This window comes from Flavobacterium sp. C3NV, from assembly GCF_046825355.2.
Lineage (GTDB): Bacteria > Bacteroidota > Bacteroidia > Flavobacteriales > Flavobacteriaceae > Flavobacterium.
In genome coordinates this window covers 454,241-467,828 of record NZ_JBKQBJ020000001.1, presented here as the reverse complement: position 1 = coordinate 467,828, position 13,588 = coordinate 454,241, and the positions used below count along the sequence as shown (strand labels likewise).

Genomic DNA, 13,588 nt, shown 5'->3' with positions numbered 1-13,588 from the left:
AAAATTTGGAATTTAGTTTTTATTTAGGAGCTATTTCCCGCTATCCGTTACAATCTTTTCCTGGCTAAAGAAGCCAGAAAAAGGATTTTCACTACTATCGGGGCTAGGACATTCGGGGAATAAAGAAACATAGTAATAAAATAAAACTTTGTGAATCTTTGAGTTTTCTTTGAGAAACTCTGTGAAACAAAAAAAATATATCTTATGAAACTTTGGGAAAAAGGAATACCAACAGATAAGCAAATCGAACATTTCACAGTAGGAAACGATCGTGAACTGGATTTAGTTCTTGCAAAATACGATGCTTTAGGTTCAATCGCACACGCGAAAATGCTCGGGCAAATAGGTTTATTAACTCAGGAAGAAACCACTTCTTTAGTTGATGCATTAAACGAAATCATTGCAGATGTTGTAATAGGTAATTTCGAAATCGAAGACAGTTTCGAAGATGTACATTCTAAAATAGAATATTTATTGACCGTTAAATTGGGCGATGCCGGAAAGAAAATCCATACGGCACGTTCTCGTAACGATCAGGTTCTGGTAGATGTTCATTTATACTTAAAAGACGAATTAAAAGCCTTAAAAGAACAAGTAAAAACATTGTTTGATTTGCTAATGGAATCGGCAGAGAAACACCAAAATGTTTTATTGCCAGGATATACGCACTTGCAAATTGCGATGCCATCATCATTCGGAATGTGGTTTTCAGCTTACGCCGAAAGTTTTATTGACGATGTTACGATGTTAAATGCAGCTTTAAAAATTGTAGATCAAAACCCTTTAGGTTCTGCAGCAGGTTACGGAAGTTCGTTTCCTATCAACAGAACATTTACCACTCAGGAATTAGGTTTCGAAACTCTAAAATTCAACGCTGTTGCTGCACAAATGAGCCGCGGAAAAGCAGAGAAAACCGTTGCATTTGCAATGGCAAGCGTTGCCGGAACGTTATCAAAATTTGCAATGGATGTTTGTTTGTACATGAGCCAAAACTTTGATTTTATAGGTTTGCCGGCACATCTTACAACAGGATCGAGCATTATGCCTCACAAGAAAAACCCAGATGTTTTCGAATTAATCAGAGGAAAATGCAACAAGATTCAGGCGCTTCCATACGAAATCACATTAATCACGAATAATTTACCAAGCGGTTATCACAGAGATTTACAGCTTTTAAAAGAAGGATTGTTTCCAGCGCTTCAAAACTTAAAAGCATGTCTTGATATTGCGATTTTCTCTGTAAAAGATATTACAGTAAAAGACAATATTTTAAAAGATAAAAAATACGATTATTTGTTTACAGTTGATACTTTAAACGAAATGGTGGTTGCAGGAATACCTTTTAGAGACGCATACAAAGCCGTTGCAGAACAATTGGAAGCAGGAACTTATCAATCTCCAAAAGAAACAAAACATACGCATGAAGGCAGCATCAATAACTTATGTTTAGATGCTATCAAAGACAAGATGAAAGCAGCGCTTTAAAAGTGTTTCAGCCAATAAAAAAAGCCGATTTGTATGGGATACAAATCGGCTTTTTTATGAAAATTATAATGATGATCAACTTTTGTTTGCGCAGCTTGTAGAGATTACACCAACAGAACTTACCTGAAGTGTTGCACCTGCACCACACGATGTATTAGTTACATATTGTTCCACTTTTCCAAGAGGGATTGTGGTGTAAGGATAAGAGGGTTTATTTACTTTGGTGCCAAAATCCATTGGGCCTTTGCGACAGTGATCAAATACAATTCCAACCGTTCCGCCGTCTGTACTTATGTAGTCTTTAAAAACCTTTTCTACTTTTGCAAAATCAGTCCCTTCAACATAACAAGTCGAATTTTTAACGCCACCGCCTAAACCAATGGCCAAAGAACCAGATTCTGACGTATTATAATAACAATTCAGAATATGAATTTCTAAATTTCTGCCACGAGGCATACGCTGTTTACAGCCTTCGGCCCAATAACAATTCTTAAAAGTAATGCTGTAATGCCCGTCAGCAGGAAAATCATTTTTGTTGGAACCAATAAGATCACTAAACCTATGATCGTCTGCACCACCTGAACCGCCTGATTTTGGTGCTTTTAGATAAGTAAATTTACACCATGAAATGGTTACATTATCTGTTTTTCCTTTATTATCATAATTTCCGTCCTGACCATCCTGAAACTCACAATGATCAACCCAAAGATTCGTGCAATCAGCGGTTAAATTATCCTGACCATCAATATCATAAGCGCCTGGGCCAACGAAAACAAGATTTCTGATAATTACATTATTAGATCCCGGTTTTAAACTTAAAATACCTGCTCCGGGATTCGATTGTGTTTCGTTCACTAATTTCGCGCCTGGCAATCCTAAAATAGTTTTATCTGTGACTACTTCATGAATAGGTTCGCCACTTGGAATAGTAATTATTCCTGAGACTAAAATTACAGCAGGCGATTTTAATTTAATTTTTGATAGCAATTCAGTATAAGTTGTTACTGTGATAGGAGTAGAGTTACCTCCCCCAGTAGTGGCTGCGCCAAATCCTTCCGGAGATTCCATATAGTAGTTTTGCGCAAAAACAGAAGACATACTCAATAAGAAAAAGAGTAAAAGCAAGTTTTGTTTCATTTTTATAAGTTAGTTTTTTGTGGTTTTCTATAATAGATCAATTAAATGTAATCGATTACACAAATTTAATTATTAAAGTTTACAATCAGTCATTTTACTGAAAATATTAACGATTTACATCTTTTATATTTTATAAGTATTTTTTTACTAACAAGATATTCAAACAAAAAAGACTATTTTTGATTGGTATGTATAAAAGTAAATTATGAATAAGTTTGATGACCAGGCTTCGAAATCCCTTTTGGATAAAAATCTAATAACTGAGAATCAATATCAGGAAATTAGCGCGTATCGAAATTTGAATATTTTCTCGCTAAATGCAGAATTAAAATTGTTCCTCTATTTATCTGTTTTGTTGTTTACTTCAGGAATTGGGATTTTAATTTACAATAATATCGACAGCATTGGTCATATTGCAATCCTCTCATTGTTGTTAATTGTAATAGGAGTTTGTTTTTATTATTGTTTTAAAAATTCAAAAGGATTTCAAAAACAGGAAACTACTTTTGAACATCCGGTTGTAGAATATCTGGCTCTAGCTGGCAGTATTTTGACTTGTATTTTTATAGGATATTTGCAATTTCAGTATCAGCCATTTGGAACAAATTACAGATTCGCTACTTTAATCCCAACCATTGTAAGTTTCTTTTGTGCGTATTATTTCGATAATAAAAGTATTCTCACTATTGGTATTACAGGTTTGGCGGCATACGTGGGACTTTCGGTAACACCTCAGGATTTGCTAAACAATAGTAATTTTTACCACGATCAGACGTTAAGTTATTCGGCTATAATATTGGGAGTGTTGCTAATTCTATGGACGATTTATAGTTCCAAAATTCAGTTAAAAACGCATTTTAACATTATCTATCTCACTTTTGCTTTGCATATTATTAGTATTGCCACTATTAGCAGTTTGTTTGATTATTTTGAGTACGGAATTTGGTTTCTTTTTCTGATCGTATTGGCTGCTTCGTCTTTTTATTTTTACAAAATTAGCCATGAACTTAAGGCAATTTCTTTGTATGTTTTTATGATTGTCTATGCTTATATTGGACTGAATATATTCCTGATTAGAATTTTCGAAAACTTTAATTTCTCAGATATTTGGGTATTGTTCATTATGATCCTTCCGGTATATTTTATAGGATCTATTTTAATGTTTATAAAGTTGATTAAAAAATTCAATAAAGAAATCGCAGCATGATAGTATACGATAAAAATTTATTAGACAATTTAGCTTTAGTCGAAGAAGCTAATTCTTTAGAATCTGCTGGATTTATTAGTAAAGAGCAAAAGAATTTAATTAAAAAAGAATTACCTGCTTTTAAGAGGCAAAGTAATATCCTGGTACGTTTGGGGTTCTTTTTATTAGGAGCATTTTTGTACTTATCTATATGTGGAGTAATCGCATTAATAGGATTGACAGGTTCTACTTCTGAACATAATTTTTTTAATATTTGCTGTTATATTTTTGCCGCAATTGGTTTTGCGGGCGCAGAGTTTTTGGCGAATCAAAAATATTACGGACACGGATTAGACGATGCTTTTATTTTAGGAGCACTTTTAAATGTAGGATTTGCTATTGCCATAACAACCGAAGGCTATGAAATACAAGTTGCACTTTTTGTTGCTGTAGCTTCGTTTTTTATGTACAGAAGATATTTGCATCTATTGTCTTTATTGGTCTTTTGTATTGCAGCTGCAGGAGTTTTATTTTTCGGAATGTTTGAATTTGGCGATACAGGAAAAACGATTTTGCCATTTATAGCCATGTTAGCATCAGCCGCATTTTACTTTTTTACAAAAAGAATGCTTCATAAACTCACCGTAAATTATTACTACAATGGTCTTTTATTGGCCAATAGTTTTTGCTTGGTTTTGTTTTACCTTTCTTGCAATTATTTAGTAGTTAGAGAGCTTTCGGCAGAGCTTTTAGGTAACGAAGTACTGCCGGGACAAGATATTCCGTTTGCTATTTTCTTTTATGCTTTTACTTTTATTGTTCCTGCTGTTTATTTGGTTCAGTCCTTAAAAACAAAAGACAGAATCATGCTTTGGATAAGCTTTTTGGCTATCGGATTTTCAATCTATACCATAAGATTCTACTATTCAGTTTTACCAATAGAAGTAGCCCTAACACTTGGCGGATTAGTATTATTCGCAATAGCTTATTTTTCGATTAGAAAACTAAAAGAGAATGAAGTTGGTTTAACATTCAAACCGGATAGGATCAATAATTCAAATGCGATTTTAAATGCCGAAGCTTTAATAGTAGCTTCAACTTTTGGAATGAAACCAGAAGCAAAAGTACCGGATTCTCCCATGGATTTTGGAGGAGGAGGTTTTAGCGGTGGAGGTTCAGAGGGAACTTTTTAGTTCTTTTTTACCATTGCATTTTTATTTTTTCACCATTAAGATATTAAGTTTCATTAAGGGTTAAGCTTAATTTTTCTTAATATCTTAATGGTGAAATATTTTAACTTTAATGTTTAAATTTTTTCTTTCAAAGCCACAGCATCAATATCGCTGTGAGAAACATCATAAACAGCTTGTCCGTTTTTGATTAAGATTAATTGCGGAGATTCATGATAGACATTAAATCTGCTGGCAATTTCGTTAGAGATATCACGATGCGCGATTAAATCTAAAAAATAAGCATCGACAGTTTCGTTTAAATCGTATTCACGTTCAAACTGTTTCAAAGCCATACGGCTAATGCTGCATCTTGTACTATGCTTAAAAATAACAACCGGCTTCTCGCTAGAGATCGCGGTAACTTCTAATAATTGTGCTATATCGGTTAATTCTGTCCAGTTTACATTACTTTTTGGAGAGTCTGTATTCTCTGAACTTCCGAAGATTGAATTTAAAAAACTCATATTTGACGTGTTTTATGACTTTTTGACGTTAAAAAATGATAAAAATCACGTTTTAAATGTCATTTTGTCTGTATTTTTAATGTGGAATATCTTTTGAATGATCGAAAGCAAAGTTATATCATTTAAAGTTAAAAATGTAATCCAATAAATTGTAATTTTAATGTTATCGAACTTTACAACTAAAAATAAAACCTAAAACGTACACATATGAACATAAATAAATTTACAATTAAGTCGCAGGAAGCCATACAGTTATCGCAACAGTTGGCCCAACGCAACGGACAGCAGCAAATAGAAAACGAACACATTTTTAAAGCTATTTTTGAAGTAGATGAAAATGTAGCGCCGTTTATTTTGAAAAAACTAAATGTAAATGTTCCGTTGTTTTTACAAATATTAGACAGTACCATTCAAAGCTTTCCTAAAGTTTCCGGAGGTGATATTTTACTTTCCAGAGAAGCTAATAAAGCGCTGAATGAAGCTGAGATTATTGCTCAGAAAATGAACGATGAATATGTTTCTATCGAACATTTGATTTTGGCAATTTTCGATTCAAAAAGCAAAGTTTCTCAGATTTTAAAAGATCAGGGAGTTACAGGAAAAGGCTTAAAAGCAGCCATTGAAGAACTTCGTAAAGGAGAAAGAGTAACATCTGCTTCGGCTGAAGAAAACTATAATTCATTAAACAAATACGCTAAAAACCTAAACGAATTAGCGCGAAACGGAAAACTGGATCCTGTTATTGGCCGTGATGAAGAAATTCGTCGTGTGTTACAGATTTTGACGCGTAGAACAAAAAATAACCCAATGCTAATAGGAGAGCCGGGAGTTGGTAAAACTGCTATTGCTGAGGGATTGGCACATAGAATTGTTGATGGTGATGTACCGGAAAACTTAAAAGATAAAATCGTTTTCTCACTAGATATGGGAGCACTGATTGCCGGTGCTAAATTTAAAGGAGAATTCGAAGAACGTTTAAAAGCTGTTGTAAAAGAGGTTACCGCTGCCGAAGGTGATATCGTTTTATTTATTGATGAGATTCATACCCTTGTAGGTGCAGGTGGAGGAGAAGGCGCAATGGATGCGGCTAATATTTTAAAACCAGCTTTGGCTCGTGGAGAATTGAGAGCAATTGGTGCAACGACTTTAGATGAATATCAAAAATATTTTGAGAAAGATAAAGCGTTAGAGCGTCGTTTTCAAAAGATCTTAATTGACGAACCGGATACTGAAAGTGCTATTTCAATTTTACGTGGAATCAAAGAAAAGTACGAAACACATCATAAAGTTCAGATCAAGGATGAAGCAATTATTGCAGCAGTTGAACTTTCGCAACGTTATATTACAAACCGTTTTTTACCGGACAAAGCGATCGATTTGATGGATGAAGCAGCTTCTAAACTGCGTATGGAAATCAATTCGAAACCAGAAGAATTAGATGTTCTGGATCGTAAAATTATGCAGTTAGAAATTGAGATCGAAGCCATTAAACGTGAAAAAGAAGAAAGTAAACTGAAAATCCTGCGCATGGATTTGGCGAACTTAAAAGAAGAACGCAACGAAATCTATGCAAAATGGAAATCAGAAAAAGATGTTGTTGACGGAATTCAAGCCGTAAAACAAGAAATTGAAGATTTTAAATACGAAGCAGAACGTGCAGAACGTGATGGAGATTACGGAAAAGTAGCCGAAATTCGTTACGGAAAAATTAAAGAAGCACAGGAACGTCTTGATGTTTTACAAAAACAATTGCAGGAATATCAATCAGGAACTTCATTGATTAAAGAAGAAGTAACCCGTGAAGATATCGCAGAAGTCGTAGCAAAATGGACAGGAATTCCTGTTATGAAAATGCTTCAGACAGAGCGCGAGAAACTATTGCATCTAGAAGATGAATTACACAAACGCGTAGTAGGGCAGGAAGAAGCGATTGAAGCCGTGAGTGATGCTGTTCGTAGAAGTCGTGCGGGATTACAAGACATGAAAAAACCAGTTGGTACCTTCTTATTTTTAGGAACTACAGGAGTGGGTAAAACCGAGTTGGCAAAAGCACTGGCCGAATATCTTTTTGATGACGAAAATGCTATGACGCGTATCGACATGAGTGAGTATCAGGAACGTCACAGTGTGAGTCGTTTAGTAGGTGCGCCTCCGGGATATGTGGGTTATGACGAAGGAGGTCAGTTGACTGAAGCCGTACGCAGAAAGCCGTATTCTGTAATTTTGTTAGACGAGATCGAAAAAGCGCATCCCGATACTTTCAATATTTTATTGCAAGTTCTGGATGAAGGTCGTTTGACAGATAACAAAGGCCGTTTGGCTGATTTTAAGAATACAATCATCATCATGACATCCAACATGGGAAGTCAGATTATACAAGATAAATTCGAAAATCTAAAAGGTGGTGTTGAAGCTGCTACGGAAGCTGCGAAAGTTGAAGTTCTAGGATTATTGAAACAAACAGTTCGTCCGGAATTTATAAACCGTATCGACGAAATCGTAATGTTTACACCGCTAACGTTAGAAAACATTTCTAAAATTGTGAGTTTACAGCTTAAGAGTGTTACAAAAATGCTCGCTTTACAAGGTATTGCAATGGATGCAACTCCGGAAGCGATCAAGTATTTGTCTGATAAAGGTTATGATCCTCAATTTGGAGCAAGACCTGTAAAACGTGTCGTACAGAGAGAAGTGCTGAATCAGTTGTCGAAAGAAATTTTGGCAGGAAACATCACTACAGACAGCATCATTTTAATAGATGCTTTCGATGGGCAATTGGTATTTAGAAACCAAACCCACATCGAAAAATAATTTTTTGGTTTTAATATTTTTTTGAGATAAGCACCAGTCATAAGGCTGGTGTTTTTTTTTATCTAAACCAAATCTGTAAATCATGAAACTTTTTTTTAAAGTCATATAAATAGATTCAGGGATTAAATTATGAACTTTACTTTAATAAATTTATTTAACAAATCATAAAAACAAACACTATGAACAATATTTTCAGAGGATTACTAGCAGGTTACGGAGCAAAAAAATTAGGCGGAGGATGTTTTGGAACTATTATAGTTTTTATAGTTCTTTGGGTTCTTTTAGGACAATGTAGTTAATTTTAGACTAAAAAATAAACAAAAAAAGTCTTAGATTAGCGCACATAAATAATCAAACATGTGCATTAAATTGGATACTCAATGCCAGTGAATTACACAGTTTTTAAAACCAAATAAAATAAAATGGCATCAGGTTTTTTCGTACTATTAGATGATATTGCAGCAATTATGGATGATGTTGCAGTAATGAGTAAAATTGCAGCAAAAAAAACAGCCGGAATTTTAGGCGATGATTTGGCAGTAAATGCAGAGAAAGCTTCAGGCTTTGCGTCATCACGAGAGCTTCCGGTATTGTGGGCAATTAGTAAAGGTTCGCTCCTTAATAAAATAATTATTTTACCAATAGCTTTTTTATTAAGTGCCTTTTTGCCAGTTGCAATCATTGTCATTCTTGTACTTGGAGGATTATTTTTGGCTTACGAAGGAGCCGAAAAAATCTATGAATTTATATTTCCGCACAGCCATGAAGAATCAGCAGGAATTACAAATGAAACTTTAACCGAAGAAGAAATTCTGGAAGCCGAAAAAGGAAAAGTAAAATCAGCCATTATTACCGATTTTATTTTATCTGTAGAGATTGTCATTATTGCCCTGGGTACAGTAATAGAGGAGCCACTTATACAGCAAATTATTGTAACATCGATAATTGCCTTAATTGCAACTATTGGTGTATATGGTATTGTTGCTCTTATTGTAAGAATGGATGAAGCAGGTTATAAACTAATAAAATTCAGTAAAAACGAAAAAAGTATATCAAATTTTATTGGTAATATATTAGTAAAAGCGCTGCCAATAGTCATCAAAAGCTTAACCGTAATTGGTACAATAGCTTTAATTCTGGTAGCAGGTGGAATCTTTGTGCACTATATCCCATTTTTTCATCATATAGTACCTACAATCAATCTTCCTTCAATTATAAAAGAATTTGTAATTGGTCTGGCATTAGGGATCGTAGTTTTAGGATTTGTAAACCTATTCAAAAAAATATTTAAAAAGAAAGAAATAGCATAGCAGCTACAACATATATAAATATCAAAACACTATTCGTCGCGGCGAATGGTGTTTTTTTTTTTTTAGAAGCAAAGCAATCATTTTCAAAATACCACTTGTCCCGCTATCCACTATATCTTTTATCCGTTAAAAAACGGCTAAAAAGGATACCGTTTCTATCGGGGCTAAACCAGATATTTTAATTTTCATAAGAAATAACTGTTGTTTCGTATTTTTTTTTATTCGATTAATATTTTGATTTGCAATAGTTTAATGTGTATGTTTAATTATTTAACAAATTAATAAAGCAACCAAAGCAACTCTCCTGCATCTTCATAGTAATTAACAATTAATTATTATTTTATATGAAAAATTTTAGATTTAAATCAGTTTTTGTAGTATTATTTTTAGCAACAGCATTAATTTCTTGCAGTAATGATGATGATAAACCAAGTACACCTAACCCAACTACAAAAGTGGCGTTAGTAACAGAAGTAAAAGGTCCGGCAACCGGAAAAGTAAACGAAGAGCTAGCTTATGATGTAACTTTTATAGTAGATAATGCTTGCGGAGAGTTTAGTAAAATTTCAGAGGTAACAATAGGAACAGAAAAAGGATTACAAATAGAAGCAAAGTACCCTTCAGAAGTTTGTACTCAACAAGTTCCGGATCCTAAGAAAACAGTTTACAAATTTAAATCAGCAACAAAAGGAACTTTTGAAATCAAATTCAAAAAATCAGATAAGGAATTCGTAACTAAAAAAGTGGTTATTGAATAATTAGGTTATTTATAGATGAATTTTTGGCCATAAACCATTTTACAGATGTTTTAAAATATTTGTAAAATGGTTTTTTTATTGAAATTAGATCTCGATCGATTTTATATATAACTAGTATAAAAACGAGCCAAAATAACTATCTTTGAAGTATCAAAAAATTATAATTATGGGAGCTTTAGAGTTAAGAGATAGTGTTTTAGAATATATAAATACTGCAGATGAACGTCTTTTAAAAGTTGTTAAAGCAGTTATTGAAAGTTATCAGGAAGAAGAAATTGTAGCTTTTTCAGTCGATGGAAAACCAATTACAAGAGCGATTTATAAAGAGGAATTAGTAAAGGCTAAATTAGACATTAAAAATGGCAATGTGATTTCGCAGGAAGATTTAGAACGAGAATCTGAGAATTGGTAATGAGTAAAATAAGAAAAGTAGTTTGGACCAATACAGCCAAAGATCAACTAAAGACGATATATAATTATTATAAAGAGAAGTCACTTCAAGGCGCGATTAATTTGAAAAATGATGTTTTGTCTAGCACTAAAGGTATTCGTTTTGTAGAACAGTATCAAAAGGATGAAATTGAGCCAGAATACAGAAGAATTATTGTCAGAGATTATAAAATATTATATTTAGAAGAGAATGAAGTTGTTTACATTACTAAGATATTTGCAACAAAACGGGATTCTCTAAAGCAAATATAAAGGGCCTAATAGGCTCTTTTTTTATTACTACTAAGTACACAAAACACCCTTTGCCATTCCTTTAAAAATTACTATTTTTGCACTCTAAATTTTATGTCATGCCGAAAAGAAAATATAAAATAGCCGTTATCCAGTTAAATCTGAATGACGTTGCCGAAAATAATCTTAAAAAATGTATCAGCTGGGTAAAAGATGCTGCCAATAAAGGGGCAGAAGTAATCTTGTTACCTGAATTATATAGCAGTCATTATTTTTGCCAAAGCGAAGATGTAGACAATTTTGCTTTAGCAGAACCACTTTACAGTACTTCATTTATTGCTTTTAGTGAATTGGCAAAAGAATTGGGCGTAGTAATTATTGTTCCTTTCTTCGAAAAAAGAATGGCTGGAATTTATCACAATAGTGCTTACATCATTGATACTGACGGAACAGAAGCTGGATTATACCGTAAAATGCACATTCCGGACGATCCACATTTCTACGAAAAATTCTATTTCACACCAGGAGACTTAGGTTTTCAGGCAATCGAAACTAAAAAAGGAAAAATCGGAACGCTTATTTGTTGGGATCAATGGTATCCGGAAGCAGCACGTATTACAGCTTTAAAAGGAGCAGAGGTATTGTTTTACCCAACTGCAATTGGATGGCATCCTAAAGAAAAAGAGCAATATGGAGAAAACCAATATGGTGCCTGGATGAACGTAATGAAAGGTCACGCTGTAGCAAACGGAGTTTTTGTTGCTGCTGCAAACAGAATTGGTTTAGAAAAATATATCGAAGGAACAGAAGGAATTCAGTTTTGGGGAGCATCATTTATTGCAGGACCACAAGGCGAGATTTTAGCTCAGGCTTCTCACGATCAGGAAGAAATTCTAATTGCCGAAGTAGATTTAGATCTACAGGAAAATGTACGTCAGAACTGGCCATTTTTCAGAGACAGAAGAATCGATGCTTTTGGCGATATCACAAAAAGAGCGATTGACTAATTCAGTTAATTAAAATAAAACAAAAAGGACGAAATCTACATTTCGTCCTTTTTGTTATTCACTTAAAACAAAAAAAATCCGCTTCAGAATATTCCGAAGCGGATTTTTAGAAATATATAATAAGATTATTTTACTTTAAAAGTAACTCTTCTTACGATTTGACGAGCTTCTTTAGAATCTTTGTTCACAGAAGTATCTTCACCGTTAGCAATTACATTTAATCTTGAAGCATCAATTCCAGCGTTTTCAGCTACTTTTTTCACAGCTTCAGCTCTTTTTCTTGATAATTCAGTGTTGTAGCTTGAACTTCCAATTTCGTCAGCATATCCTACGATATCAGCAGATTTTCCTGGATTGTTTTTCAAGTATTTCACTAAGAAGTCAACACCAGATAAAGAAGCATTTGTTGGTTTAGATGAGTTAAAGTCAAAGTAAACATTCACATATCCTCCGTTGATCAATTCTTCAACAGTATTGTTTGTTGCAGTTTGACTACCTTGTCTAACATAAGTTTTATCTAAGTAGCTTTCTAATTCATCCGGAACACCATTTTGGTTGGTATCGATAGATTGTCCTTTAGTATTTACAGCAACTCCAGAAACAGTATTAGGTTCTAAATCGTATAAATCAGCAACACCATCTTTATCAGTATCAATAAGACCAGTTTCGATAGTTGTAACTCTGTTTTCTAATTGGTTTAATCTTTCGTTTTCTTCAGAATACCAGTCAGCATGTTTCTCGTTTTTACCTAGGTAAAAAGTCAAACCAATAGAAGCATTTAATAATACACCATCTAATGAACCTGTAGTTGGAACTCCGTGACCATCAAAGTTGTGATTTTGTCTTCCGTTAACGATACCTGTAAGATCTCCTGTCAAAGCGACTCTGTTACTTAATCTAACTTGTCCTGTTAATCCCATGATTCCATGAGCCATGTAATCTTTTCCGTCAAAACCATCATCATTACTTAATTGAGAAACACCAAAACCACCATGTGCTAATAAACCAAAAGTGTTTGTCCAGGTTTCAAAGTTTAAAGCTCTACCAAGGTTAATTACCCCTTGTAAACTTGCTCTGTAATACTTGCTGTCGAATTCAGGCGTGTCATCGCGTTCCTGAAACTGATCATATCCAACATCCAGTTTCAAACCAAATTTAGGATTAAACATATATCTTACACCTAAATCTGCGTGAAACGGACTAGCAGTTTCTGTAGAATAACCTGGAGTTATTGCTCTAAGAGGTTTGTTTAAACCACCATTTAATTCTAAAGACCATTTATTGTAAGCAGGTTTTTCAATTGTAGGTTGAGATGATGTCGTTGCCATATTTTGTGCACCCGCAGCAAATGTTAGTAGTAAAAGTGATACTGAAGCTAATTTCTTTTTCATGATATCCAAATTTTAATTTAATTGTGATTATTAAGAGTTTTTCGTTTTAAACTCCTGGACAAAATTATACCAGTAACTTCAGAATGTGTTCTATTTGGTCTTACATAATTCCCACCTTTTGGGTTT

12 protein-coding genes are annotated in these 13,588 nt (G+C 33.8%); 9 read left to right on the top strand and 3 right to left on the bottom strand.

Going from position 1 to position 13,588, the window contains the following annotated elements:
• The first annotated feature begins 204 nt into the window (after nt 1-204).
• Nucleotides 205-1,485: an argininosuccinate lyase gene (gene argH / locus ACIDC4_RS01855; protein WP_412044724.1), complete on the top strand. Its 1,281-nt coding sequence runs from the start codon at nt 205-207 to the stop codon at nt 1,483-1,485.
• 75 nt (nt 1,486-1,560) lie between these two features.
• Here the strand turns inward: argH and ACIDC4_RS01850 are convergent, their stop codons facing one another.
• Nucleotides 1,561-2,622 (bottom strand): pectate lyase family protein, encoded by a 1,062-nt coding sequence (locus ACIDC4_RS01850; RefSeq protein ID WP_412044723.1) that lies wholly within the window; start codon nt 2,620-2,622, stop codon nt 1,561-1,563.
• A gap of 205 nt (nt 2,623-2,827) precedes the next feature.
• Between ACIDC4_RS01850 and ACIDC4_RS01845 the strand changes: the two genes are divergently transcribed.
• A complete protein-coding gene (locus ACIDC4_RS01845) occupies nt 2,828-3,829 on the top strand; it encodes a DUF2157 domain-containing protein (protein ID WP_412044722.1) in 1,002 nt (333 codons plus the stop codon).
• Nucleotides 3,826-5,001, top strand: coding sequence for a hypothetical protein (locus ACIDC4_RS01840; RefSeq protein ID WP_412044721.1), 1,176 nt, complete (start codon nt 3,826-3,828; stop codon nt 4,999-5,001). Before ACIDC4_RS01845 ends, ACIDC4_RS01840 begins: the two co-directional genes overlap by 4 nt.
• Nucleotides 5,002-5,114: 113 nt before the next feature.
• Here ACIDC4_RS01840 and ytxJ read toward each other — a convergent pair whose 3' ends face one another.
• Nucleotides 5,115-5,504 carry a bacillithiol system redox-active protein YtxJ gene (gene ytxJ, locus ACIDC4_RS01835; protein ID WP_412044720.1) on the bottom strand — a complete coding sequence of 130 codons (390 nt, stop codon included), beginning with the start codon at nt 5,502-5,504 and terminating at the stop codon, nt 5,115-5,117.
• 207 nt (nt 5,505-5,711) lie between these two features.
• On the opposite strand from ytxJ, the gene clpB reads away from it, so the two are divergent.
• The 6 genes from clpB (at nt 5,712) to ACIDC4_RS01805 (ending at nt 12,071) form a co-directional block, all read left to right on the top strand.
• Nucleotides 5,712-8,315: an ATP-dependent chaperone ClpB gene (gene clpB, locus ACIDC4_RS01830; protein WP_412044719.1), complete on the top strand. Its 2,604-nt coding sequence runs from the start codon at nt 5,712-5,714 to the stop codon at nt 8,313-8,315.
• A gap of 422 nt (nt 8,316-8,737) precedes the next feature.
• Nucleotides 8,738-9,625 carry a DUF808 domain-containing protein gene (locus ACIDC4_RS01825; RefSeq protein WP_412044718.1) on the top strand — a complete coding sequence of 296 codons (888 nt, stop codon included), beginning with the start codon at nt 8,738-8,740 and terminating at the stop codon, nt 9,623-9,625.
• A gap of 344 nt (nt 9,626-9,969) precedes the next feature.
• The gene (locus ACIDC4_RS01820) at nt 9,970-10,383 is read left to right on the top strand and encodes a hypothetical protein (protein WP_412044717.1); all 414 of its coding nucleotides are present in this window, start codon (nt 9,970-9,972) and stop codon (nt 10,381-10,383) included.
• Nucleotides 10,384-10,549: 166 nt separating this feature from the next.
• Nucleotides 10,550-10,795 (top strand): hypothetical protein, encoded by a 246-nt coding sequence (locus tag ACIDC4_RS01815; protein WP_412044716.1) that lies wholly within the window; start codon nt 10,550-10,552, stop codon nt 10,793-10,795.
• Nucleotides 10,795-11,085, top strand: a complete 291-nt coding sequence (locus ACIDC4_RS01810; RefSeq protein ID WP_412044715.1) for a type II toxin-antitoxin system RelE/ParE family toxin — start codon at nt 10,795-10,797, stop codon at nt 11,083-11,085. The genes ACIDC4_RS01815 and ACIDC4_RS01810 overlap by 1 nt, the downstream gene beginning before the upstream one ends.
• A gap of 98 nt (nt 11,086-11,183) precedes the next feature.
• Nucleotides 11,184-12,071: a carbon-nitrogen hydrolase gene (locus ACIDC4_RS01805; protein WP_056251458.1), complete on the top strand. Its 888-nt coding sequence runs from the start codon at nt 11,184-11,186 to the stop codon at nt 12,069-12,071.
• 125 nt (nt 12,072-12,196) lie between these two features.
• Here the strand turns inward: ACIDC4_RS01805 and ACIDC4_RS01800 are convergent, their stop codons facing one another.
• Nucleotides 12,197-13,462, bottom strand: a complete 1,266-nt coding sequence (locus ACIDC4_RS01800; RefSeq protein ID WP_412044714.1) for an OmpA family protein — start codon at nt 13,460-13,462, stop codon at nt 12,197-12,199.
• Between the last annotated feature and the right edge of the window lie 126 nt (nt 13,463-13,588).